Raw genomic sequence first — 25,008 nt, forward strand, 5'->3', positions numbered from 1 at the left:
AATACTTTTGTGAATGAGTTGATGACATCATGCTGGTTAGCCAATACGACCAAATCCTGGTTGTTGTTTCTTTTATTGTTGCCATTCTGGCTTCCTATACTGCGCTAAATATGGCAGGTCGTGTGTCCACCAGCTCAGGGTCTTCATCATGGGTGTGGTTGACCGGCGGCGGTGTAGCAATGGGCATTGGTATCTGGGCCATGCATTTTATCGGCATGCTGGCGATGGATATCTCAATGCACCTGAGCTATGACCCGTTATTGACGGCGATCTCCATGCTCATTGCCATCGGCGCCTCATTGTTCGCACTCTGGTTAGTCAGCGGTAATGAACTGACCATGCTGCATCTTCTCCCCGGTTCCTTTGTGATGGGGATGGGGATCGTTGCCATGCACTATACCGGCATGGCAGCGCTGAAAGTGGAGCCCGCCATTGTCTGGGATATGTTCTGGGTCGCCATCTCGGTCATCATTGCATTAACCGCTTCTTTTGCCGCGCTATGGCTGACGTTCCGTCTTCGTCATGAAGCCGCTCAGGTGGCCTTAATGCGCTTTGGCGCGGCCATCCTAATGGGGATCGCTATTGCCGGTATGCACTACAGCGGCATGATGGCAGCGCGATTCCCAAACCAGGAGCCAATGAGTCACCATGGCGTTAACGGCAACTGGCTGGCAGTGCTGGTAAGCGTCGTGGCATTTTCCATCCTCGGCATCACTCTACTCGTTTCCATGCTGGATGCACGCCTGCAGGCGCGGACATCTCAGTTGGCCTCGTCACTGGCAGAAGCGAACCGCGAGCTGGCCCAACTGGCGCTACACGATACCCTAACGCGCCTGCCTAACCGCGTGCTGCTGGAAGACCGTCTGGATCAGGCAATAAATAAAGCCAGACGTGAAGGTTCTTTCTTCGCGCTGATGTTTATGGACCTGGACGGCTTTAAAACCGTTAACGACGCCTATGGGCACGACGTGGGCGATAAATTGCTGGTTGCTGTGGCTGATCGTCTCAAGCAGCAGCTCAAGGGGCAATTTACGCTGGCTCGTATGGGTGGTGACGAATTCGTCCTGCTGACAGAGGTAAGTGCCCCGGATGAAGCAGCGACGCTTGCTGGCTCGCTGGTGCGCGTTATCGACAAGCCGTTTAATATCGACCCGTATGACATGATGGTCACCCTGAGCGTGGGCATCGCACTCTATCCGCACGATGGTAAAAATGAGCGCGAGCTGATGTTTAACGCCGACGCGGCGATGTATCACACCAAGCATATGGGGCGAAACGGCTATCACTTCTTCCAGCCGTCCATGAATACCCTGGCGCAGACGCAGTTACAACTGATGAACGACCTGTGGCTGGCAATGGAACGTAAAGAGTTCCGCCTGGTTTATCAACCGAAATTCCAGGCGCCAGCCGGACCAATCATTGGCTTTGAAGCCCTGCTCCGCTGGCAGCATCCAAAACGAGGGATGCTCTCTCCGGACGTTTTTTTACCGTTAGCGGAGAAGACGGGCCTGATTGTCCCGCTCGGAAACTGGGTCATTGATGAAGCATGCCGCCAGTTAAGCGAATGGCGTGCGCAGGGGAATATTGGCTGGTCGGTAGCAGTCAACTTATCAACACTGCAATTTGAACAACCGTCGCTGGTTCAGACCATCATGGATAGCCTGCAAAAGCATGAGGTGCCACCTGACACGCTAATACTTGAGGTCACCGAGACCACAGCGATGACGAACCCTGACGAGAGCGTCCGCGTCTTGACGGAACTTACCGATGCAGGCGTTCAGGCATCCATTGATGACTTTGGTACTGGCTATTCCAGCTTGCTTTATCTTAAGCGACTTCCCGCGTGTGAACTGAAAATTGATCGCGCTTTTGTCAGAGAACTCAATAGTGATGGCGACGATGCAACCATCGTCTCGGCTATCATCGCGCTGGCGAAAACGTTAAATCTGAAAGTGGTGGCGGAAGGGGTTGAAACCACAGAACAGCAGGCCTTTTTGACTGAGCTGGGATGCAATACGCTACAAGGTTATCTGTTAGGTCGCCCGGTCACGCCTGAGGTTATCAGCGCTCAGGGAAATACATTGTGCCAACAGGAACCTGTTTGTTAAATATCAATAGAGTAGATAAAAGGGGGTTTAATTTTGCACCCTTTTATCTATTAGCCTGTCGGCGTTTTTAACCTACCTTGCTATTGCCATTTCCATTATTTTTATTAAAATCATTGGCTCACAATAGATAACGAACTTTAAATTTTTATATTTCCTTATCCCCCTGCATACTCTCTTCATCACCTCCATTTTTTCTGCATTATTCGATGAAATATCGTTATTCTCTTCACGATGTTTACACAGCTCATACTTTGAGATTATTGAACGGGGCATTCTTAATCTTCGCGATGTTAAAATAGCGTATCGATTCTGCGCTGGTGTCGTTATTTGATACCAGGGATCGGGACTATTTAGAGGTAACATCATGAAAAGATTAATTTCCGTTGTTCTGCTTACCGCTACCCTGGCAGGTTGTGCGCACGACTCACCTTGCGTCCCCACGTATGATGATCAAGGGCGTCTGGTCCATACCAATACCTGTGTAAAAGGAACGACTCAGGATAACTGGGAAACCGCAGGTGCGATTGCGGGAGGGGCTGCGGCTCTGGCAGGCTTAACGCTGGGTATCGTCGCGTTAACTAAGTAATTTATCCAAAGCGCGGTTATGCCGCGCTTTGCTTTATTACAGTGCATTTCTTTTTATTGGCGTAAATTTTTAGCATCAAAAATGAGCAACTCATTTAAATAATTCTGCACTCCTGCCTGATTTCCCGCCACATTTTTAATTATTTCATCTCTGCTCGTGACGCGTTTCACAAAGTAATGCGTTTAGCTTTCTTGCTTATATTACCCCCTGAAACTTATTTGTTAGCAGAATCGGCTATGTGAAAGTTTTTTGCTCTGTTTTGTGGCGCAGGTTGGAATTTTGCACCATGGCAGGGCGTTGAGGTTATTTTTTCATGTCTACACTCTCCATATTGTGCTCGCGGCTCGCATTTTTCCGCGTTCGCAAAAACTGGCACTACCTTTGCTTTAAAGAGTATGGCCAAAGCCACAGACAGGTTTAAGGCGTTTCCCGGACGCCTTCATATAACGATAATTTTTCGCCACACAGGATGCATTATGAAAAAGATGATGATTGCCAGCCTGGCAGCTGCCGGCGTGCTGTTTGCCGTTGCAAATCAAGCCCATGCTGGCACAACTCTGGATGCCGTTAAGAAGAAAGGCTTCGTACAGTGCGGTATCAGTGACGGTCTTCCTGGCTTCTCTTACGCGGATGCTAACGGTAAATTCACCGGTATTGATGTTGATGTATGCCGTGGCGTTGCCGCTGCCGTATTTGGCGATGACACGAAAGTAAAATACACCCCGCTGACCGCAAAAGAGCGTTTCACCGCACTGCAATCCGGCGAGGTAGATATCCTTTCCCGTAACACAACCTGGACCTCTTCACGCGACGCTGGTATGGGGATGTCCTTTACTGGCGTAACCTATTACGACGGTATCGGCTTCCTGACCCATAACAAAGCTGGTCTGAAAAGCGCCAAAGAGCTGGACGGCGCCACCGTATGTATTCAGGCGGGTACCGATACCGAGCTCAACGTGGCGGATTACTTTAAATCCAACAATATGAAATACACGCCGGTGACCTTTGACCGCTCTGATGAATCCGCAAAAGCGCTGGAGTCAGGCCGTTGCGATACGCTGGCATCTGACCAGTCTCAGTTGTACGCACTGCGTATCAAGCTAAGCAATCCGGCTGAATGGATCGTCCTGCCGGAAGTGATCTCCAAAGAGCCGCTGGGCCCGGTCGTTCGTCGCGGTGATGAAGATTGGTTCTCCATCGTTCGTTGGACCCTGTTTGCCATGCTGAACGCAGAAGAAATGGGCATCAACTCGAAAAACGTTGACGAGAAAGCGGCTAAACCAGCAACGCCAGACATGGCGCACCTGCTGGGTACCGAAGGTGATTTTGGTAAAGACCTGAAACTCGACAACAAATGGGCCTACAACATCATCAAGAAAGTGGGCAACTACTCTGAAATCTTCGAGCGTAACGTCGGTGCTGACAGCGCGCTGAAAATCAAACGCGGCCAGAATAATCTCTGGAACAACGGCGGTATTCAATACGCTCCGCCAGTACGTTAAGACGTAAGTGCTGTAACGGGCGCTGCCTATGCGGCGCCCACTCCAGAGTCATGGTTACCGAGGTTTTCTTATGTCCCAACGCCGCCCAACCGTTAAAGGATCACTCTCCTTTTCAAACCCTGCGGTTCGTGCCTGGCTGTTTCAAATTATCGCTATTCTTGCTGTTATCGGCATCGCGATCTATTTGATACACAATACCGTTACTAACCTGAACAGCCGCGGTATTACTTCTGGTTTTGCATTTCTTGATCGTGCTGCCGGATTTGGCATTGTTCAGCACCTTATCGACTACGAACAGGGTGACACTTATGGCCGCGTCTTCTTCGTTGGCCTGCTCAATACCTTGCTGGTATCAGCGCTGTGTATTGTTTTCGCCTCATTTATCGGCTTTTTTCTGGGACTCTGCCGTCTTTCAGAAAACTGGCTGTTACGTAAGCTCTCTACGATTTATATCGAGACGTTCCGTAATATTCCCCCGCTGCTGCAAATCTTCTTCTGGTATTTCGCCGTATTGCGTAATTTACCTGGCCCACGTCAGGCTATTGGCGCTATGGATTTGCTGTTCCTCAGTAACAGGGGGCTCTATATCCCATCACCTCAACTGGGGGAAGGGCTATGGGCGTTTATCGGCACGATTGTTATCGCACTGGCCATCAGCATCGGTCTGTACCGCTTTAACAAAGCGCACCAGATTAAAACCGGCCAATTGCGCCGCACATGGCCAACGGCTCTGGGGCTGATTATTGTGCTCCCGTTGCTGGCTCATTGGGTATTTGGCGCAGCGCTTCACTGGGACATCCCGCACTTGCGCGGTTTCAACTTCCAGGGCGGTATGGTGTTAATTCCGGAACTGGCGGCACTAACGATTGCACTGTCGGTTTACACCTCGGCATTCATTGCTGAGATTATCCGCTCAGGCATTCAATCTGTCCCCTACGGTCAACATGAAGCGGCACGTTCGCTTGGCTTGCCCAACCCGGTGACGTTGCGTCAGGTCATCATTCCGCAGGCACTGCGTGTCATTATTCCACCGCTGACCAGCCAGTATTTAAATATTGCAAAAAACTCGTCTCTGGCGGCCGCGATTGGTTATCCGGATATGGTGTCGTTGTTCGCCGGTACGGTGTTGAACCAGACAGGCCAGGCCATCGAAACGATTGCGATTACCATGTCGGTTTATCTGATTATCAGTCTGTCGATTTCGTTGCTTATGAATATCTATAACCGCCGCATCGCATTAATTGAGCGCTAAGGACATCTGATGACAAAAGCTATTCTGTCTCAATCTACGCGCCAGACCCGTGCAGGAAGCAGCGGTATTGTGCTGTGGATAAAGAAAAATTTATTTTCAAGCTGGCTGAACGCACTGCTGACGCTCTTCTGCCTCTGGCTGATGTGGGAACTGATTCCACCGCTGCTGAACTGGGCTCTTTTTCAGGCGAACTGGATAGGATCGACGCGCGCAGATTGTACCAAAGCGGGTGCGTGCTGGGTGTTTATTCATGAGCGTTTTGGTCAGTTCATGTATGGCCTCTATCCGCACGAGCAACGCTGGCGCATTAACCTCGCCCTGATTGTCGGACTCCTTTCTATTGCACCGATGTTCTGGAAAAAGCTACCGAGCCGTGGTCGCTATATCGCTTGCTGGGCTGTGGCCTATCCGCTTGTGGTGTGGTGGCTGATGTACGGTGGTTTTTTGGGACTCGAACGTGTGGAAACGCGCCAGTGGGGCGGGTTAACGCTGACGTTAATCATCGCCTCTGTGGGTATCGCTGGCGCTTTGCCTCTGGGCATATTGCTGGCGCTCGGGCGTCGCTCAAAAATGCCGGTCGTGCGGGTATTGTCAGTGATTTTTATCGAGTTCTGGCGTGGCGTACCGTTGATCACCGTACTGTTCATGTCCTCTGTCATGCTGCCGCTATTTATGGCGGAAGGCACAAGTATCGATAAGCTGATCCGTGCGCTGGTCGGGGTAATTCTGTTTCAGTCCGCCTACGTCGCCGAAGTCGTGCGTGGCGGCTTGCAGGCTCTGCCAAAAGGGCAATACGAAGCTGCCGAGTCACTGGCGCTGGGATACTGGAAAACACAAGGGCTGGTGATTTTACCGCAGGCACTGAAACTGGTTATTCCGGGTCTGGTGAATACCATTATCGCGCTGTTTAAAGATACCAGCCTCGTTATCATCATCGGCCTGTTCGATCTTTTCAGTAGCGTCCAGCAGGCAACGGTTGACCCCGCCTGGCTCGGTATGTCGACCGAAGGTTATGTATTTGCCGCGTTAGTTTATTGGATTTTCTGTTTTAGCATGTCGCGCTATAGCCAACATCTGGAGAAGCGCTTCCATACCGGGCGTTCAGCGCATTGAGGAAATTATGAGTCAAATTACTATGCAACCTGCCGATGCGATGATTACGCTCGAAGATGTGAATAAATGGTACGGGCAATTTCACGTACTTAAAGATATTAACCTTAAGGTAAAGCAAGGGGAACGCATCGTTCTGTGCGGCCCTTCCGGCTCAGGGAAATCCACGACTATTCGTTGCATTAATCATCTGGAAGAGCATCAGCAGGGTCGTATCGTAGTGGATGGCATCGAGTTAAACGAAGATATTCGTAATATTGAGAAGGTTCGCCAGGAAGTGGGGATGGTATTTCAGCACTTCAACCTTTTCCCGCATCTGACGGTACTGCAGAACTGTACGCTGGCACCGATCTGGGTACGGAAGATGCCGAAGAAGGAAGCCGAAGCGCTGGCAATGCACTATTTAGAGCGCGTTCGTATTGCTGAGCACGCCCATAAATTCCCGGGGCAAATTTCTGGTGGCCAGCAGCAGCGTGTGGCTATCGCCCGCTCACTCTGTATGAAACCGAAAATTATGCTTTTTGATGAACCAACCTCTGCGCTTGACCCTGAGATGGTGAAAGAAGTGCTGGATACCATGATTGGTCTGGCTGAATCGGGAATGACAATGCTGTGTGTGACTCACGAAATGGGCTTTGCACGTACCGTTGCTGACCGGGTGATCTTTATGGATCGTGGTGAAATCGTTGAGCAGGCGCCGCCGCAGGAGTTTTTCGCTAATCCTAAGTCCGAACGCACCCGTGCTTTTCTGTCTCAGGTTATCCACTGATAGTTGTTATAGAAATGCAAAAGGCCATCTCTACGGATGGCCTTTTTTATTGCTTCAGTTCCCGTAGGTTGTACTGAAAAAGAAAGCTGCAAACGCGCTAATAAACCTATATCAAAAACAAAAGGCCCAGTCTTTCGACTGAGCCTTTTGTTTTAATTGATGTCTGGCAGTTCCCTACTCTCACATGGGGAGACCCCACACTACCATCGGCGCTACGGCGTTTCACTTCTGAGTTCGGCATGGGGTCAGGTGGGACCACCGCGCTAAAGCCGCCAGACAAATTCTTTCTAAGCGCCGAACTTTAACCTTAAAACTGGTGCTGATACCCAGAGTCGAACTGGGGACCTCACCCTTACCAAGGGTGCGCTCTACCAACTGAGCCATATCAGCACGCTTAATTTGATGCCTGGCAGTTCCCTACTCTCACATGGGGAGACCCCACACTACCATCGGCGCTACGGCGTTTCACTTCTGAGTTCGGCATGGGGTCAGGTGGGACCACCGCGCTAAAGCCGCCAGGCAAATTCTTTGTGCTCAGTACGCAATCTTTCATTGCGTACTCAACTCTGAATCTAAGCTGAAAATCTTCTCAAATCCGCCAAAACATCTTCGGCGTTGTAAGGTTAAGCCTCACGGTTCATTAGTACCGGTTAGCTCAACGCATCGCTGCGCTTACACACCCGGCCTATCAACGTCATCGTCTTTAACGTTCCTTTAGTGGACTTAAAGTCCAAGGGAAGACTCATCTCGGGGCAAGTTTCGTGCTTAGATGCTTTCAGCACTTATCTCTTCCGCATGTAGCTACCGGGCAGTGCCATTGGCATGACAACCCGAACACCAGTGATGCGTCCACTCCGGTCCTCTCGTACTAGGAGCAGCCCCCCTCAATCTTCCAGCGCCCACGGCAGATAGGGACCGAACTGTCTCACGACGTTCTAAACCCAGCTCGCGTACCACTTTAAATGGCGAACAGCCATACCCTTGGGACCTACTTCAGCCCCAGGATGTGATGAGCCGACATCGAGGTGCCAAACACCGCCGTCGATATGAACTCTTGGGCGGTATCAGCCTGTTATCCCCGGAGTACCTTTTATCCGTTGAGCGATGGCCCTTCCATTCAGAACCACCGGATCACTATGACCTGCTTTCGCACCTGCTCGCGCCGTCACGCTCGCAGTCAAGCTGGCTTATGCCATTGCACTAACCTCCTGATGTCCGACCAGGATTAGCCAACCTTCGTGCTCCTCCGTTACTCTTTGGGAGGAGACCGCCCCAGTCAAACTACCCACCAGACACTGTCCGCAACCCGGGTAACGGGTCCACGTTAGAACATCAAACATTAAAGGGTGGTATTTCAAGGTTGGCTCCATGCAGACTGGCGTCCACACTTCAAAGCCTCCCACCTATCCTACACATCAAGGCTCAATGTTCAGTGTCAAGCTATAGTAAAGGTTCACGGGGTCTTTCCGTCTTGCCGCGGGTACACTGCATCTTCACAGCGAGTTCAATTTCACTGAGTCTCGGGTGGAGACAGCCTGGCCATCATTACGCCATTCGTGCAGGTCGGAACTTACCCGACAAGGAATTTCGCTACCTTAGGACCGTTATAGTTACGGCCGCCGTTTACCGGGGCTTCGATCAAGAGCTTCTCCTTACGGATAACCCCATCAATTAACCTTCCGGCACCGGGCAGGCGTCACACCGTATACGTCCACTTTCGTGTTTGCACAGTGCTGTGTTTTTAATAAACAGTTGCAGCCAGCTGGTATCTTCGACTGATTTCAGCTCCACCCGCAGGGGCTTCACCTACATATCAGCGTGCCTTCTCCCGAAGTTACGGCACCATTTTGCCTAGTTCCTTCACCCGAGTTCTCTCAAGCGCCTTGGTATTCTCTACCTGACCACCTGTGTCGGTTTGGGGTACGATTTCGTGTTACCTGATGCTTAGAGGCTTTTCCTGGAAGCAGGGCATTTGTTACTTCATCACCGTAGTGACTCGTCATCACACCTCAGCCTTGGTTATCCGGATTTGCCTGGATAACCAGCCTACATGCTTAAACCGGGACAACCGTCGCCCGGCTAACATAGCCTTCTCCGTCCCCCCTTCGCAGTAACACCAAGTACAGGAATATTAACCTGTTTCCCATCGACTACGCCTTTCGGCCTCGCCTTAGGGGTCGACTCACCCTGCCCCGATTAACGTTGGACAGGAACCCTTGGTCTTCCGGCGAGCGGGCTTTTCACCCGCTTTATCGTTACTTATGTCAGCATTCGCACTTCTGATACCTCCAGCATGCCTCACAGCACACCTTCGCAGGCTTACAGAACGCTCCCCTACCCAACAACACATAAGCGTCGCTGCCGCAGCTTCGGTGCATGGTTTAGCCCCGTTACATCTTCCGCGCAGGCCGACTCGACCAGTGAGCTATTACGCTTTCTTTAAATGATGGCTGCTTCTAAGCCAACATCCTGGCTGTCTGTGCCTTCCCACATCGTTTCCCACTTAACCATGACTTTGGGACCTTAGCTGGCGGTCTGGGTTGTTTCCCTCTTCACGACGGACGTTAGCACCCGCCGTGTGTCTCCCGTGATAACATTCTCCGGTATTCGTAGTTTGCATCGGGTTGGTAAGCCGGGATGGTCCCCTAGCCGAAACAGTGCTCTACCCCCGGAGATGAATTCACGAGGCGCTACCTAAATAGCTTTCGGGGAGAACCAGCTATCTCCCGGTTTGATTGGCCTTTCACCCCCAGCCACAAGTCATCCGCTAATTTTTCAACATTAGTCGGTTCGGTCCTCCAGTTAGTGTTACCCAACCTTCAACCTGCCCATGGCTAGATCACCGGGTTTCGGGTCTATACCCTGCAACTTAACGCCCAGTTAAGACTCGGTTTCCCTTCGGCTCCCCTATACGGTTAACCTTGCTACAGAATATAAGTCGCTGACCCATTATACAAAAGGTACGCAGTCACACCATGAAGGTGCTCCCACTGCTTGTACGTACACGGTTTCAGGTTCTTTTTCACTCCCCTCGCCGGGGTTCTTTTCGCCTTTCCCTCACGGTACTGGTTCACTATCGGTCAGTCAGGAGTATTTAGCCTTGGAGGATGGTCCCCCCATATTCAGACAGGATACCACGTGTCCCGCCCTACTCATCGAGCTCACAGCCTGTGTGCTTTCGTGTACGGGGCTGTCACCCTGTATCGCGCGACTTTCCAGACGCTTCCACTAACACACAAGCTGATTCAGGCTCTGGGCTGCTCCCCGTTCGCTCGCCGCTACTGGGGGAATCTCGGTTGATTTCTTTTCCTCGGGGTACTTAGATGTTTCAGTTCCCCCGGTTCGCCTCGTTTGACTATGTATTCATCAAACGATAGTGCAACGAATTGCACTGGGTTTCCCCATTCGGACATCGCCGGGTCAAAGGTTCATATCACCTCGCCGGCGCTTTTCGCAGATTAGCACGTCCTTCATCGCCTCTGACTGCCAGGGCATCCACCGTGTACGCTTAGTCGCTTAACCTCACAACCCGAAGATGTTTCGTAAAACATCATCGTGTCGCGAAAATTTGAGAGACTCGAACACACTTTCGTGTGTCGTTTCAATTTTCAGCTTGATCCAGATTTTTAAAGAGCAAATATCTCAAACGTCACCCGAAGATGAGTTTTGAGATATTAAGGCAGGTGACTTTCACTCACAAACCAGCAAGTGGCGTCCCCTAGGGGATTCGAACCCCTGTTACCGCCGTGAAAGGGCGGTGTCCTGGGCCTCTAGACGAAGGGGACACTGAAGTCTCACTCGCAAGACGCCTTGCTTTTTATTTTTCATCAGACAATCTGTGTGGACACTACAAAGGCAGGTTCTTTAAGGTAAGGAGGTGATCCAACCGCAGGTTCCCCTACGGTTACCTTGTTACGACTTCACCCCAGTCATGAATCACAAAGTGGTAAGCGCCCTCCCGAAGGTTAAGCTACCTACTTCTTTTGCAACCCACTCCCATGGTGTGACGGGCGGTGTGTACAAGGCCCGGGAACGTATTCACCGTGGCATTCTGATCCACGATTACTAGCGATTCCGACTTCATGGAGTCGAGTTGCAGACTCCAATCCGGACTACGACATACTTTATGAGGTCCGCTTGCTCTCGCGAGGTCGCTTCTCTTTGTATATGCCATTGTAGCACGTGTGTAGCCCTGGTCGTAAGGGCCATGATGACTTGACGTCATCCCCACCTTCCTCCAGTTTATCACTGGCAGTCTCCTTTGAGTTCCCGGCCGGACCGCTGGCAACAAAGGATAAGGGTTGCGCTCGTTGCGGGACTTAACCCAACATTTCACAACACGAGCTGACGACAGCCATGCAGCACCTGTCTCACGGCTCCCGAAGGCACTAAGGCATCTCTGCCGAATTCCGTGGATGTCAAGACCAGGTAAGGTTCTTCGCGTTGCATCGAATTAAACCACATGCTCCACCGCTTGTGCGGGCCCCCGTCAATTCATTTGAGTTTTAACCTTGCGGCCGTACTCCCCAGGCGGTCGACTTAACGCGTTAGCTCCGGAAGCCACGCCTCAAGGGCACAGCCTCCAAGTCGACATCGTTTACGGCGTGGACTACCAGGGTATCTAATCCTGTTTGCTCCCCACGCTTTCGCACCTGAGCGTCAGTCTTTGTCCAGGGGGCCGCCTTCGCCACCGGTATTCCTCCAGATCTCTACGCATTTCACCGCTACACCTGGAATTCTACCCCCCTCTACAAGACTCAAGCCTGCCAGTTTCGAATGCAGTTCCCAGGTTGAGCCCGGGGATTTCACATCCGACTTGACAGACCGCCTGCGTGCGCTTTACGCCCAGTAATTCCGATTAACGCTTGCACCCTCCGTATTACCGCGGCTGCTGGCACGGAGTTAGCCGGTGCTTCTTCTGCGGGTAACGTCAATCGCTGCGGTTATTAACCACAACGCCTTCCTCCCCGCTGAAAGTACTTTACAACCCGAAGGCCTTCTTCATACACGCGGCATGGCTGCATCAGGCTTGCGCCCATTGTGCAATATTCCCCACTGCTGCCTCCCGTAGGAGTCTGGACCGTGTCTCAGTTCCAGTGTGGCTGGTCATCCTCTCAGACCAGCTAGGGATCGTCGCCTTGGTGAGCCATTACCTCACCAACTAGCTAATCCCATCTGGGCACATCCGATGGCAAGAGGCCCGAAGGTCCCCCTCTTTGGTCTTGCGACGTTATGCGGTATTAGCTACCGTTTCCAGTAGTTATCCCCCTCCATCGGGCAGTTTCCCAGACATTACTCACCCGTCCGCCACTCGTCACCCGAGAGCAAGCTCTCTGTGCTACCGTTCGACTTGCATGTGTTAGGCCTGCCGCCAGCGTTCAATCTGAGCCATGATCAAACTCTTCAATTTAAAAGTTTGATGCTCGTAGAATTAAACTTCGTAATGAATTACGTGTTCACTCTATGAGACTTGGTATTCATTTATCGTCCGAGGACGTTAAGAATCCATGTCACTTTGAGTGCCCACACAGATTGTCTGATAAATTGTTAAAGAGCAGTGCAACGCGGCTTTCGCTCACCGTTGCGAGGTGGCGTATATTACGCTTTCCTCTTTCAGAGTCAACCCGTTATTTCAGGATTTTTCTCCTCGTTGTTCCGACCATCTCGTGAAGTGTTTCACATTGTCGTCTCAACGGAGGCGCATTATAGGGATCCCATTTTTTTGCACAAGCCTTTTTTCGATCTTTTTTACTGATTGTTGTTTTTTCGCCCTTTTCGCTGAGATCCCGTACGATCTGCTCGAATTATGACAAGTAAAAGGCTTGCACAAGGCCGTTATTGCCACCAAAGTCTACTTCACAACCTGTTTTTGATGAGGTAGCTATGTCCGCAGTTTTACGTCCTTATAGAAATTTGTATCCTCAAGTCGGTGAAAAAGTGATGGTCGATGCCACCAGCGTCGTGATCGGCGATGTACGTATTGCTGATGATGTCGGTATTTGGCCACTGGTCGTTATCCGCGGTGATGTCAACTATGTAGAGATAGGGGCACGCAGTAATATCCAGGACGGAAGCGTATTACACGTTACGCATAAATCTTCTTATAACCCAGAAGGTAACCCGCTAATCATTGGCGAAGATGTGACGGTGGGACATAAAGTCATGCTGCATGGCTGCATTATCGGTAACCGCGTTCTGGTCGGAATGGGGTCCATTTTATTAGATGGCGCGGTTATAGAGGATGACGTGATGATTGGCGCGGGCAGCCTGGTTCCGCAAAATAAACGCCTCGAGAGCGGTTACCTTTACCTTGGCAGCCCGGTGAAACAGATCCGCCCGCTAAAAGAAGAAGAGATCGCAGGGTTAAAATACTCGGCGAACAACTACGTGAAATGGAAGGATGAGTATCTGGCTCAGGATAACCAGATATAACCCTGCTCGTCTTCCTGCTGCTCACGGATCAACTGTTCGGCCTCATCTTCCAGATCCCAGCGGTTTTCCCGGAACAACGCCAGCCACCGCGCTGGCGAATCGCCCCCAAAACGTTCCGCCAGAACCTCAGCACGCAGTATGCAGGTAAGTTGTAAGCCGTTAACCAGGGCAGGAAAACAGACCGCCTGCTGTGCATCATTCCACTCTTCCCTGTCGGGAAATTGGATAGCCTGGTTCATTCCGCCAGTTCCTTCTGGAGCTGTTTAATAACAGATTCGATATCTGGCAATACGCCATGCCATAACAGCACGGAATGCGCGGCTTGCCCCACCAGCATCCCTAAACCATCGGCGCATCGCTGCGCCCCATTTTGCTGGCACCAGGCAAGGAAAGGTGTGCTGCCTTTTTGATAGAACATGTCGTAGCAAAAAAGCTCTGCATGGATGAGAGATTCGGGTAACTCGGGCACGCCTCCATCAATACCACTGGAGGTAGCATTAATGATGAGGTCGAATTCATGGCCTGCCAGCTCGGATAACGCAAGCGCATTCACGCTGCAGGTATGAGCAAAAAGCGTTGCCAGTTCCTGTGCTCGAGCCAACGTCCGGTTGGTTATTGTCACTGCGCAATCCAGCGAAAGCAGCGGGAGCAGTACGCCTCGTGCAGCGCCACCCGCACCAATTAGCAGGATGCGAAAGCCGGGTTTGATAAATGACAAGCGCTCCAGATCGCTCAATAACCCGATCCCGTCAGTGTTGTCACCCAGCAAGCGCCCATCATCAAGACGCTTTAATGTATTTACCGCCCCCGCAAGCGCAGCGCGTTCGGTAAGTTCATCTGCCCGACTGAAGGCTTCTTCTTTAAAAGGCACGGTAATATTGGCACCTTTCCCTCCCGCAGCAAAGAAAGCCTCAAGCGTATTGACGAAATCATCCATTGGCGCCAGTACGCGACCATAAGGGTGTTCAATCTTTAACTGAGCCGCAAATTGCGCGTGAATAAACGGCGATTTGCTGTGTGCGACGGGGTTACCAAATACAGCGTAGGATTCCATAGCGTTAACCTTGACGAAATAATTCACCGGTAAGGGCGTCGCGAATTTCAGAAGGATTCTGGCGGCCACCCGTTTTCCCTTCCACGACAGGGAAGTCGGCACCAAATTGCTGGCGTACTTCATCATCCGTTCTGCAAGGAGGTAAACCGGTCAAGTTTGCACTGGTTGATACCAGTGGTTTGCCGTACGCCTCGCACAGCGCGATCACCAGCGGGTGATCGGTAACGCGCACTGCCAAAGAGTCGAAACGCCCGGTCAGCCAGCGCGGCGTGGTAGCTTTGGCAGGAAAGACGAATGTTACCGGTCCTGGCCAGCAGTCGAAAACAGCCTGCCGCTGAGTCTCATTCAGCATGCTGTCGTCTATATAGGGCTTTAACTGCTCGAAACTGGCGGCGATCAGGATCAGTCCTTTCTCGACCGGGCGCTGTTTCAACTCAAGCAGACGATTTACGGCAATCTCGCTGTCCGGGTCACACCCAACACCGAAAACCGCTTCTGTGGGATATGCGATGACTTTTTTATTTTTCAGGACCGCCACCGCAGCAGCAATGGGATCCAAATGCAGGTTATTCTTCACGAGTCTGTTCCGCCGTTACCGGCTTTCCACATTGTTTACTGGCGCAGAAACATCTGATACCTTGCGCCGTTTTTTTCTCAATCAGTAGCGGGTAGTGGCATGTTGGACATTCCCCTGCCACGGGTTTGAAATTGATGACGAACTGACAATCGGGATAACGATCGCAGGAATGGAAGGTTTTGCCAAATCGCGACCGTCGCTGGATCAAATGCCCGGACTGACACTGTGGACACGTGATCGCGGTGTCATCGGGTTTGTCGATTTGTTCGGTATGTTCACACTCAGGATAGTGGCTACAGCCAATGAACATCCCAAACCGTCCCTGTCGCAGTACCAGTACGGCACCACAGACGGGGCAGTCTTGTCCTTCCAGAATTTTGACGACGTGTCCATCCGCCTGACTTTTCAGCGGACGCACATAATCGCATTCCGGATAATGAGAACATCCGAGAAACGGACCATGCTTGCCGGAACGAATAACGAGTTCAGCCCCGCACTGTGGGCAGGGCTCGTTGTTACGCACCGTAAACAGTGCTGATTTGGCCATAAGGACTCTGGAAGCTGCAAAAAATGGTTAATGCAGCATACCTTCATTCACTTCAAAGAGTAATTCTTCCATTTGCTGGTAGGCGTTTTCACATCCTGGAATGTTAAACAGAACCATCAGAATGACCCATTTAAGGTCCTCCAGTTCGAATTCTGCCGTATCCAGCGCCAGCACACGTTCAATCACCATTTCACGTGTTTCGAGGTTTAGCACCTGAATCTGCTCCAGGAATAATAAGAATCCCCGGCAACTGGCATCCAGCCGTTCACACTCTTCTGGCGTATAAATACGCACGGAGAGCGGGTCAGAAGCGAGCTGCATCGGTTCGGCGAGGCCTTCCTGATAATCAGCCAGCTTTTCAAGCCACAGAAGCGCGTTATAGATATCTTCACGATCAAAACCAGCGTCGGTAAGGTCCCGTTCCAGTTTGTCCTGATCTACCCGCATTTCAGCTTCGTTATGGATGTAAGTCTCAAACAAATACATTAGTACGTCGAACATGGCTTGCCCTCCTTAATCGGACATAGCCGCCGGGTACAGCTGCGATCCACCCTGCTAACTCCAGTTCAAGTAGCTGAGCCACAGTTACTGGCACAGGTTGGCCGGCACGTTCAGCGACGACGTCAACAGGTGTTACCTCATCTCCTACGTTAGCCAGGAGCTCGGGAAATGGCAATGCCACCTCTTCTTGATCTGGCGAATAAATTGAATTTTCGTTACCTGGCTGCAACCAATGTAGCCCGTATTGCAAATTTTCCAGAATCTCTTCTGGCGAGACAACCAGGAGCGCGCCCTGCTGTATCAACCAGTGCGGCCCCTCGCTGCCGGGGTTTCCTACCGGGCCGGGGAGCGCAAAAACCTCACGCCCCTGTTCCACCGCACTGCGTGCAGTCACTAATGAACCGCTGCGTAAAGCAGCTTCGATAACCAACACCCCACGACTAAGCCCGCTAATAATGCGATTACGTCGAGGGAAATTGCCAGGATAAGGTGTAGTCTTGAGGGAAAATTCGGAGACGAGCGCCCCGCCATTGGCAATGATGTCGGCGGCCAGGGAGACATGGCGTCGTGGATACACGGTAAAAAGGCCATGCCCTAATACACCAATGGTTTTACCCTGCGCGTTAAGCGCTGCGCGATGCGCAACACTATCGATCCCAAGCGCCAGTCCACTGGTAATAGTTAAACCGCTCCGTGCCAGGGCTTCACAAAACTGGGTCCCCCAACGCTCGCCGTACCATGAATGTGCTCGACTGCCAACGACAGCAATCTGCTGGCTCGCCAGTACATCTGGCTCCCCTATAATAAAAAGCGCACCAGGATAATCAGCAATCGCTCGTAACTGCTGAGGATATTGCTTCTCGCAGGCCAGAATAAGATGATGCTGCGGTTGCTCAAGCCATAGCAAACTCTCTTCAATTTCGCGCGAGCTCATGGCCAGAAACCGTCTGGCCTGTTTTACCGTCATGCCGCTTGAGGTTAGCGTCTCAACATCAATCACAGCGCTATTTGTAAGGCTCTGCGCCGCCCTGAGCATTCCCTCACCGAACAGATCGCCTGTATATATCAGGCGCAACCATATTTCTGTAGAAGTCATATGCATCCCTGCCATAAATAGCTCGCCCAATCCTTGCGATTGGTCACCGATGCTGTCAATCGGAGGGGGATTTGTCTAGAATAGAGGGAATAATCTTTCTTACTCTTGAACACGACTCTGGATATTTATGGCAGTTTTGCAAGTGTTACATATTCCGGACGAGCGTCTTCGCAAAGTCGCCGCGCCGGTAAAAGAAGTTAATGCAGAAATTCAGCGTATCGTTGACGATATGTTTGAGACAATGTACGCCGAAGAAGGTATCGGTCTGGCTGCAACCCAGGTAGATATTCATCAACGTATTATTGTTATTGATGTCTCTGAAAACCGCGATGAGCAACTGGTGTTAATTAACCCGGAACTGCTGGAAAAAAGCGGCGAGACGGGAATTGAAGAGGGTTGCCTCTCTATTCCAGAGCAGCGTGCGCTTGTTCCGCGTGCCGAAAAAGTGAAAATCCGCGCGCTGAACCGCGAAGGTCAAACCTATGAGCTGGAAGCGGATGGCCTGTTGGCTATTTGCATTCAGCATGAGATGGATCATCTGGTCGGAAAATTGTTTATCGACTATCTGTCACCACTCAAGCAACAACGTATTCGCCAGAAAGTTGAAAAACTTGATCGCATGAAAGCGCGAGCTTAAGGATAAGAATCCACGTGTCAGATTCACTACGCATTATATTTGCCGGCACACCTGATTTTGCAGCGCGTCACCTCGACGCGCTGCTCTCTTCTGAGCATCAGATCGTTGGCGTATTCACTCAGCCTGATCGTCCTGCCGGACGCGGCAAAAAAATGATGCCGAGCCCGGTCAAAGTACTGGCTGAAGAGAAAGGGATTCCGGTATTTCAGCCAGTGTCTCTTCGTCCACAGGAAAATCAACAGCTCGTTGCCGATTTGCAGGCCGATGTCATGGTAGTTGTCGCCTACGGCCTCATCCTGCCGAAAGCTGTTCTGGAGATGCCTCGTCTCGGCTGCCTGAACGTACACGGTTCTTTGCTCCCACGCTGGCGTGGTGCGGCACCGATCCAACGTTCCCTCTGGGCAGGTGACACGGAAACTGGCGTCACCATCATGCAAATGGATGTCGGGCTGGACACGGGGGATATGCTTTATAAGCTCTCCTGCCCAATCACTGCCGAAGACACCAGTGCGACACTCTACGATAAGCTGGCACAACTTGGCCCGCAGGGTTTGCTCGCAACGCTGACGCAAATTGCAACTGGTACGGCAACGCCCGAGATTCAGGACGAAACGCAGGTTACCTATGCTGAAAAACTTAGCAAAGAAGAAGCATTTCTTGACTGGTCTTTGCCTGCTGAACAGCTTGAGCGTTGTATTCGGGCCTTCAATCCCTGGCCAATGAGCTATTTCGTCATTGAGGAGCAGCCCGTTAAGGTCTGGAAGGCGTCGGTGATAAATAGCCAGGCTAAAGCCGAACCCGGCACCATTATTGAAGCTAATAAGCAAGGTATTCAGGTTGCAACGGCTGAGGGCATTTTGAATCTTGAATCGCTCCAACCCGCCGGTAAAAAAGCGATGAATGCCCAGGATTTACTAAACTCCCGGCGGGAGTGGTTTACGCCGGGCAATCGTCTGGTCTGACAATTATCTTTAAGCCCGGTACTACCGGGCATTTTTTATTTTCGTGGCTATGAAAAAAAATATTAATTTACGCAGCATGGCGGCACAGGCTATCGAGCAGGTCGTTGAACAAGGGCAATCCCTGAGTAATGTTCTTCCGCCACTACAGCAAAAAGTCTCCGATAAAGACAAAGCACTGCTGCAGGAGCTCTGCTTTGGCGCACTGCGAACGCTCCCGCAACTGGACTGGCTCATCAATAAGTTGATGTCCCGTCCAATGACGGGTAAACAGCGTACCGTACATTATCTGATTATGATTGGCCTGTATCAGCTACTGCATACCCGTATTCCAGCTCACGCCGCGCTGGCAGAGACCGTTGAAGGTGCCATTGCTATCAAGCGTCCACAGCTTAAAGGCCTGATTAATGGTGTACTGCGTCAGTTCCAGCGCCAGCAAGAAGCCTTACAGGCTGAGTTTGAACAGAGTGAACAACGCTTCCTGCACCCAGCGTGGTTGCTAAAACGCCTGCAAAAAGCGTATCCGCAACAGTGGCAACATATTGTCGAGGCCAATAATCTGCGTCCACCTATGTGGTTGCGCGTCAATCGTAACCATTACTCCCGTGACGCCTGGCTGGCGCTACTGGCCGAAAGCGGAATGGAAGGATTCTCACATCCGGATTATCCCGATGCTGTACGCATGGCATCCGCGGTTCCTGTAAGCGCATTACCCGGTTTTGATGAGGGCTGGGTCACTGTCCAGGATGCGTCCGCACAGGGCTGCATAACCTTCCTTGAACCGCAAAATGGTGAACGCATCCTGGATTTGTGTGCCGCCCCAGGCGGTAAAACCACACATATCCTTGAAGCCGCTCCGCAAGCCCGCGTTCTGGCTGTCGACATTGACGAGCAACGTCTTTCCCGCGTCTATGACAACCTTAAACGTCTGGGAATGAACGCTGAGGTGAAGCAAGGCGATGGACGTCACCCTGCACAATGGTGCGGCGATGAGAAATTCGACCGTATTTTGCTGGATGCGCCCTGCTCAGCAACGGGGGTTATTCGTCGCCATCCGGATATCAAATGGTTGCGCCGGGATCGTGACATCAGCGAACTTGTGCAATTGCAGGCTGAGATTCTTGATGCTGTCTGGCCACATCTTAAACCTGGCGGGACGCTGGTGTATGCCACGTGCTCAGTTTTGCCGGAAGAGAACAGCCAGCAAATTGCCGCATTCCTGTCACGTACGCCTGATGCTCGCTTAAACGTAACGGGAACACCAGAACAGCCAGGTCAGCAGAATCTGCCTGGAGCCGAAGAGGGTGACGGCTTCTTTTACGCTAAGCTTTCCAAACAATAAGTAGGATAACGGGTCGCAGCTGATGAAAATCATAATACTGGGCGCGGGGCAAGTCGGCGGAACGCTGGCAGAAAACCTGGTCGGTGAAAATAATGACATCACCGTCGTGGATACTAACGGCGATCGTCTGCGTAGTCTGCAGGACAAATTTGATTTACGCGTCGTCCAGGGGCATGGTTCACATCCACGCGTGCTCCGCGAGGCTGGTGCTGACGACGCAGATATGCTGGTTGCGGTAACCAGTTCTGACGAAACAAATATGGTTGCCTGCCAGGTGGCCTATTCTTTATTTAATACGCCAAACCGTATTGCACGCATCCGCTCCCCGGACTATGTGCGTGACGCAGACAAATTGTTCCATTCTGAAGCTGTGCCTATTGACCACCTCATTGCCCCGGAGCAATTGGTCATCGACAGTCTTTATCGATTGATTGAATACCCGGGGGCGCTTCAGGTTGTGAATTTCGCCGAGGGGAAAGTTAGCCTCGCCGTCGTAAAAGCCTATTACGGCGGGCCCCTGGTAGGAAACGCGCTATCAACCATGCGCGAGCATATGCCGCATATTGATACTCGCGTCGCCGCTATTTTCCGTCATGATCGCCCAATTCGCCCACAGGGTTCAACGATTGTCGAAGCCGGTGATGAAGTCTTTTTCATCGCCGCGTCTCAACATATTCGTGCCGTGATGAGCGAGTTACAGCGTCTTGAAAAACCCTATAAGCGCATCATGCTTGTTGGCGGCGGGAATATCGGCGCTGGCCTGGCAATGCGCCTGGAAAAAGATTACAGCGTTAAATTGATCGAGCGCGATCAACAACGCGCGGCGGAACTGGCGGAAAAACTACAAAACACCATTGTGTTTTATGGTGATGCGTCGGATCAGGAACTGCTCGCAGAAGAACATATTGATCAAATGGATCTCTTCATTGCCGTCACCAACGATGATGAGGCGAATATCATGTCCGCCATGTTGGCCAAGCGAATGGGCGCCAAGAAAGTCATGGTGCTCATTCAACGCCGTGCCTACGTCGATCTGGTGCAGGGCAGCGTGATCGATATTGCGATTTCACCACAGCAGGCCACTATTTCTGCGTTGCTAAGCCATGTGCGCAAAGCAGATATCGTCGGTGTGTCATCGCTGCGTCGCGGTGTTGCCGAAGCAATAGAGGCCGTGGCACATGGTGATGAGAGTACCTCGCGTGTCGTCGGACGTGTTATTGATGAGATTAAGCTGCCACCAGGCACAATTATCGGTGCCGTTGTGCGCGGTAATGATGTGATGATCGCCAACGATAATTTACGTATCGAACAGGGTGACCACGTCATCATGTTCCTTACCGACAAAAAATATATTACCGACGTTGAGCGCCTGTTCCAGCCCAGCCCTTTCTTCCTGTAATTATCGGGCGCCAGACCGGCGCCTTTTATTTAACCCTGGTTTTATCAATGTTAAAAAAATTCAGCAAATTTTTACCCTCAATGGAAAACGAGAATACATTTGTTAGACTTAACTTGTCTGACAGCACAAGGAGAAGAGCATGAGTTTGCTAAAAGAATTTCGCGAATTTGCGATGCGGGGAAATGTAGTTGATTTGGCAGTAGGTGTGATCATTGGGGCAGCATTCGGCAAGATTGTGTCGTCACTGGTTGCTGATATTATCATGCCGCCATTAGGGTTACTGATTGGTGGAATAGACTTTAAGCAATTTGCCCTAACTTTACGCGCAGCACAAGGCGATGTCCCGGCAGTCGTAATGCATTACGGTGTCTTCATCCAGAATATTTTCGACTTTATTATTGTCGCGTTTGCTATTTTCATGGCAATTAAATTGATTAACCGTCTCAAACGTAAACAGGAAGATGAACCCAAAGCACCGCCGGCTCCTGGCAAAGAGGAATTGCTGTTAACAGAAATCCGCGATCTGTTAAAAGAACAAAATAAACGCTCCTGATTAAGCAGAAGGCCAGTGGTAAATAAGCGATTAGCCTGCTTGCCACTGGCCTCCCAGTTCCCTTTCTTACCATGTTTGTCTTTGCGTAAATAACTCCCTTTCCCCTTCTTATTCTTCTCAACCCGCTGTCTGAACAAAGGGTCATGAAGCAATGCCTCGATGGCGTTATTGTTAATCTGCCCTTTCTTATGCTGATAGTGGCTCATAATTTCTCCAGATTGTGGTTTAAAACGGCGCAAGTGTAGGCTTGGTGGCAACAAAAATCAATGTCCCTAAGGAGCGCTGCTGGCACCCAGCTCCAGGGCCTCGAGTATTGAGCAATAGACGCTACTGTGCGCACTCCCACAGCAAGCATCATTCAATTTCTGTAGAGAGCGTTGCATAATCTGCAATTCCTGAATTCTCGCTTCAACCTCGCTCAATCGCGCCTGAACAATGCTCTTGGATTCCTGGCAAGTGTGATGCTCAGGATCGATACGGATAGAGAGCAATTCACGAATAGACTCAAGCGTAAATCCAAGCTGGCGTGCATGTCGGATAAATTTCAGACGCTGTAAGTCATTGTCTGAATAAAGGCGAAAGCCACCCTCCGTTCTGATCTCGTGATCCATCATCTGCTGTTTTTCATAGTAGCGAATGGTGTCCGGGGTAACGTCAGCCAGTTTGGCTAATTCTCCAATGCGAAACATCTCTACTCCTCATCTAATTTCAGCATCAATTTTTCCGCATATTCGCCGCGAAGGAATTCTGTACTTAGTCCAGCTTGCTTCAATTTCAGCTCCAAAAGCGTCAATCTTCGACTTACTTCATGATAATCCGGATGATCCTGGTGTATATGAGCCAGTAAGTCTGACAAAGCGAGTGCTTCTTTACGATATTCAAGTTCAGGCGGAAGACAGCCCGCATTTTTGAGTAAACGAAACCCTGCGCGTAGTTCAGGCGGGACATGCGAGTCATCGTCCAGGACAAGCGGTTTGCCGTTACCAGGCAAATGCTCAAATTCACCTTTTTTCTGCGCATCGAGGATATGTCGTTCTGCCCACTGGTCAAGTAACCACATACCACCTCCAGGAGAGGAACGAAAAACTTATAGACATTGTAGAGAATATGGAGGTTTTGCGGATATAAAAAAACCCGCCGAAGCGGGTTTTCTTACGTTACTGCAGATTACTCTGCAGCAGCTTCTGCTTTCGAATCAGAACGATCAACCAGCTCGATGTATGCCATCGGCGCATTGTCGCCTGCACGGAAGCCACACTTCAGAATGCGAGTGTAACCACCGGCACGGCTCGCGAAACGCGGGCCCAGCTCGTTAAACAGTTTTGCCACGATCTCGTTATCACGAGTGCGGGCGAATGCCAGACGACGATTAGCAACGCTATCAGTCTTGGCAAGAGTAATCAGCGGCTCAACTACGCGACGCAGTTCTTTCGCTTTCGGCAGGGTCGTCTTGATGATCTCATGACGAACCAGCGAACCTGCCATGTTGCGGAACATAGCCTGGCGATGGCTGCTGTTGCGGTTCAGTTGACGACCACTCTTACGATGGCGCATGACCTTATCCTTCTCAGTAAAACCTTAACCTGTGATCCGGTTACTCGTCAGCAATGCTTGCCGGCGGCCAGTTTTCCAGGCGCATGCCCAGAGACAGACCACGTGAGGCCAGCACATCTTTAATCTCGGTGAGAGATTTTTTACCCAGGTTCGGCGTTTTCAGCAACTCAACCTCGGTACGCTGTACCAGATCACCGATATAGTGGATAGCTTCTGCCTTGAGGCAGTTAGCAGAGCGGACAGTCAATTCCAGATCGTCAACAGGGCGCAGCAGGATCGGATCGAATTCTGGTTTCTCTTCTTTCACTTCCGGCTGACGTACATCACGTAAATCAACGAAAGCTTCCAGTTGTTCAGCCAGAATGGTGGCCGCACGACGAATCGCCTCTTCAGGATCGATTGTGCCGTTGGTTTCCATTTCGATGACCAGCTTGTCCAGGTCGGTACGCTGTTCTACACGCGCTGCTTCAACATTGTAGGCAATACGCTCTACAGGGCTGTAGCATGCGTCGACCAGCAGACGGCCGATTGGGCGCTCATCTTCTTCCGAATGAATTCGGGCAGAAGCCGGCACATAACCACGACCGCGCTGAACTTTGATACGCATGCTAATAGACGCGTTCTCATCGGTCAGGTGGCAGATCACGTGCTGCGGCTTGACGATTTCGACATCACCGTCGTGGGTAATGTCGGCTGCAGTCACAGGGCCAATGCCAGATTTATTCAGAGTAAGAATAACATCATCTTTACCCTGAACTCTCACCGCCAGCCCTTTCAGGTTGAGCAGGATTTCAAGGATATCTTCCTGAACGCCTTCTTTGGTGCTGTACTCGTGAAGTACACCATCAATCTCAACCTCGGTCACCGCGCAACCCGGCATCGATGAGAGCAGAATACGGCGCAGTGCGTTACCCAGAGTATGGCCAAAGCCACGCTCTAAAGGCTCAAGGGTCACCTTGGCGTGCGTCGAACTCACTTGCTCGATATCTACCAGGCGCGGTTTTAGAAACTCTGTCACAGAACCCTGCAT

At 51.1% G+C, this 25,008-nt stretch carries 22 protein-coding genes, 2 tRNA genes, 4 rRNA genes and 1 pseudogene; 12 read left to right on the forward strand and 17 right to left on the reverse strand.

The features are described from left to right. The first annotated feature begins 29 nt into the window (after positions 1-29). The 6 genes from IP582_RS22620 (at position 30) to IP582_RS22645 (ending at position 7,327) form a co-directional block, all read left to right on the forward strand. Positions 30-2,108 carry a bifunctional diguanylate cyclase/phosphodiesterase gene (locus tag IP582_RS22620; protein ID WP_039077397.1) on the forward strand — a complete coding sequence of 693 codons (2,079 nt, stop codon included), beginning with the start codon at positions 30-32 and terminating at the stop codon, positions 2,106-2,108. Between the two features lie 364 nt (positions 2,109-2,472). After that, entirely contained in the window at positions 2,473-2,694 is a 222-nt protein-coding gene (locus IP582_RS22625; RefSeq protein WP_039077395.1) for a membrane protein, read from the forward strand. Positions 2,695-3,170: 476 nt separating this feature from the next. Continuing rightward, entirely contained in the window at positions 3,171-4,196 is a 1,026-nt protein-coding gene (locus tag IP582_RS22630; protein ID WP_039077394.1) for an amino acid ABC transporter substrate-binding protein, read from the forward strand. 70 nt (positions 4,197-4,266) lie between these two features. Continuing rightward, positions 4,267-5,448 (forward strand): amino acid ABC transporter permease, encoded by a 1,182-nt coding sequence (locus IP582_RS22635; RefSeq protein WP_132441031.1) that lies wholly within the window; start codon positions 4,267-4,269, stop codon positions 5,446-5,448. A gap of 9 nt (positions 5,449-5,457) precedes the next feature. Then, a complete protein-coding gene (locus tag IP582_RS22640) occupies positions 5,458-6,561 on the forward strand; it encodes an amino acid ABC transporter permease (protein ID WP_193794500.1) in 1,104 nt (367 codons plus the stop codon). A gap of 7 nt (positions 6,562-6,568) precedes the next feature. Then, entirely contained in the window at positions 6,569-7,327 is a 759-nt protein-coding gene (locus IP582_RS22645) for an amino acid ABC transporter ATP-binding protein (protein ID WP_039077391.1), read from the forward strand. A gap of 161 nt (positions 7,328-7,488) precedes the next feature. Here IP582_RS22645 and rrf (IP582_RS22650) read toward each other — a convergent pair. The 6 genes from rrf (IP582_RS22650) to IP582_RS22675 form a co-directional block, all read right to left on the reverse strand. Beyond that, positions 7,489-7,604, reverse strand: a 5S ribosomal RNA gene (rrf, locus tag IP582_RS22650). A gap of 37 nt (positions 7,605-7,641) precedes the next feature. Further along, a tRNA-Thr gene (locus IP582_RS22655) sits at positions 7,642-7,717 on the reverse strand. A 14-nt stretch (positions 7,718-7,731) separates the two neighbouring features. After that, positions 7,732-7,847, reverse strand: a 5S ribosomal RNA gene (gene rrf / locus IP582_RS22660). A gap of 99 nt (positions 7,848-7,946) precedes the next feature. Then, positions 7,947-10,849, reverse strand: a 23S ribosomal RNA gene (locus IP582_RS22665). A 187-nt stretch (positions 10,850-11,036) separates the two neighbouring features. Continuing rightward, positions 11,037-11,112, reverse strand: a tRNA-Glu gene (locus IP582_RS22670). A gap of 85 nt (positions 11,113-11,197) precedes the next feature. Continuing rightward, positions 11,198-12,737: ribosomal RNA gene (locus IP582_RS22675) — 16S ribosomal RNA — on the reverse strand. Together the 16S, 23S and 5S rRNA genes with 2 tRNA genes alongside form the textbook arrangement of a ribosomal RNA operon. Before the next feature lie 473 nt (positions 12,738-13,210). Here IP582_RS22675 and IP582_RS22680 point away from each other — a divergent pair. Continuing rightward, positions 13,211-13,759 (forward strand): gamma carbonic anhydrase family protein, encoded by a 549-nt coding sequence (locus IP582_RS22680; RefSeq protein WP_039076835.1) that lies wholly within the window; start codon positions 13,211-13,213, stop codon positions 13,757-13,759. Here IP582_RS22680 and IP582_RS22685 read toward each other — a convergent pair. From IP582_RS22685 to dprA, 6 genes are read right to left on the reverse strand one after another with little or no spacing between them, the layout of a single operon-like run. After that, positions 13,741-13,998: a DUF1488 domain-containing protein gene (locus IP582_RS22685; protein WP_193794501.1), complete on the reverse strand. Its 258-nt coding sequence runs from the start codon at positions 13,996-13,998 to the stop codon at positions 13,741-13,743. The two genes, IP582_RS22680 and IP582_RS22685, sit on opposite strands and share 19 nt — an antisense overlap. Continuing rightward, the gene (aroE, locus tag IP582_RS22690) at positions 13,995-14,813 is read right to left on the reverse strand and encodes a shikimate dehydrogenase (RefSeq protein ID WP_193794502.1); all 819 of its coding nucleotides are present in this window, start codon (positions 14,811-14,813) and stop codon (positions 13,995-13,997) included. The genes IP582_RS22685 and aroE overlap by 4 nt, the downstream gene beginning before the upstream one ends. A gap of 4 nt (positions 14,814-14,817) precedes the next feature. Continuing rightward, positions 14,818-15,390 (reverse strand): L-threonylcarbamoyladenylate synthase type 1 TsaC, encoded by a 573-nt coding sequence (gene tsaC, locus IP582_RS22695; protein WP_193794503.1) that lies wholly within the window; start codon positions 15,388-15,390, stop codon positions 14,818-14,820. Continuing rightward, entirely contained in the window at positions 15,380-15,937 is a 558-nt protein-coding gene (locus IP582_RS22700; RefSeq protein ID WP_193794504.1) for a type I DNA topoisomerase, read from the reverse strand. The genes tsaC and IP582_RS22700 overlap by 11 nt, the downstream gene beginning before the upstream one ends. Positions 15,938-15,964: 27 nt before the next feature. Then, positions 15,965-16,438: a DUF494 family protein Smg gene (smg, locus tag IP582_RS22705; RefSeq protein WP_039076830.1), complete on the reverse strand. Its 474-nt coding sequence runs from the start codon at positions 16,436-16,438 to the stop codon at positions 15,965-15,967. Next, positions 16,410-17,534, reverse strand: coding sequence for a DNA-protecting protein DprA (gene dprA / locus IP582_RS22710; protein ID WP_193794505.1), 1,125 nt, complete (start codon positions 17,532-17,534; stop codon positions 16,410-16,412). Before dprA ends, smg begins: the two co-directional genes overlap by 29 nt. A gap of 127 nt (positions 17,535-17,661) precedes the next feature. On the opposite strand from dprA, the gene def reads away from it, so the two are divergent. The 5 genes from def to mscL all read left to right on the forward strand — a co-directional run bounded on the left by def (position 17,662) and on the right by mscL (position 22,424). Beyond that, positions 17,662-18,171 carry a peptide deformylase gene (gene def, locus IP582_RS22715; protein ID WP_039076828.1) on the forward strand — a complete coding sequence of 170 codons (510 nt, stop codon included), beginning with the start codon at positions 17,662-17,664 and terminating at the stop codon, positions 18,169-18,171. Between the two features lie 14 nt (positions 18,172-18,185). Beyond that, positions 18,186-19,133 carry a methionyl-tRNA formyltransferase gene (fmt, locus tag IP582_RS22720; RefSeq protein ID WP_193794506.1) on the forward strand — a complete coding sequence of 316 codons (948 nt, stop codon included), beginning with the start codon at positions 18,186-18,188 and terminating at the stop codon, positions 19,131-19,133. A gap of 49 nt (positions 19,134-19,182) precedes the next feature. Further along, entirely contained in the window at positions 19,183-20,472 is a 1,290-nt protein-coding gene (gene rsmB, locus IP582_RS22725) for a 16S rRNA (cytosine(967)-C(5))-methyltransferase RsmB (protein ID WP_193794507.1), read from the forward strand. A gap of 22 nt (positions 20,473-20,494) precedes the next feature. After that, a complete protein-coding gene (gene trkA / locus IP582_RS22730) occupies positions 20,495-21,871 on the forward strand; it encodes a Trk system potassium transporter TrkA (RefSeq protein WP_039076825.1) in 1,377 nt (458 codons plus the stop codon). A gap of 139 nt (positions 21,872-22,010) precedes the next feature. After that, the gene (mscL, locus tag IP582_RS22735; RefSeq protein WP_193794508.1) at positions 22,011-22,424 is read left to right on the forward strand and encodes a large-conductance mechanosensitive channel protein MscL; all 414 of its coding nucleotides are present in this window, start codon (positions 22,011-22,013) and stop codon (positions 22,422-22,424) included. Here mscL and IP582_RS22740 read toward each other — a convergent pair. The 5 genes and pseudogenes from IP582_RS22740 to rpoA all read right to left on the reverse strand — a co-directional run bounded on the left by IP582_RS22740 (position 22,315) and on the right by rpoA (position 25,008). Further along, positions 22,315-22,630: pseudogene (locus tag IP582_RS22740) on the reverse strand (alternative ribosome-rescue factor A). The gene mscL and the pseudogene IP582_RS22740 sit on opposite strands and share 110 nt — an antisense overlap. A gap of 66 nt (positions 22,631-22,696) precedes the next feature. After that, positions 22,697-23,113 carry a Zn(2+)-responsive transcriptional regulator gene (zntR, locus tag IP582_RS22745; RefSeq protein ID WP_193794509.1) on the reverse strand — a complete coding sequence of 139 codons (417 nt, stop codon included), beginning with the start codon at positions 23,111-23,113 and terminating at the stop codon, positions 22,697-22,699. A 2-nt stretch (positions 23,114-23,115) separates the two neighbouring features. Then, a complete protein-coding gene (locus IP582_RS22750; RefSeq protein ID WP_110296695.1) occupies positions 23,116-23,484 on the reverse strand; it encodes a DUF1992 domain-containing protein in 369 nt (122 codons plus the stop codon). A gap of 107 nt (positions 23,485-23,591) precedes the next feature. Beyond that, positions 23,592-23,978 (reverse strand): 50S ribosomal protein L17, encoded by a 387-nt coding sequence (gene rplQ / locus IP582_RS22755; RefSeq protein ID WP_193794510.1) that lies wholly within the window; start codon positions 23,976-23,978, stop codon positions 23,592-23,594. Positions 23,979-24,018: 40 nt separating this feature from the next. Beyond that, positions 24,019-25,008, reverse strand: a complete 990-nt coding sequence (gene rpoA, locus IP582_RS22760) for a DNA-directed RNA polymerase subunit alpha (protein ID WP_034461761.1) — start codon at positions 25,006-25,008, stop codon at positions 24,019-24,021.

Source organism: Citrobacter sp. BDA59-3 (assembly GCF_015167655.1).
GTDB classification, from domain to species: Bacteria; Pseudomonadota; Gammaproteobacteria; order Enterobacterales; family Enterobacteriaceae; genus Phytobacter; species Phytobacter diazotrophicus.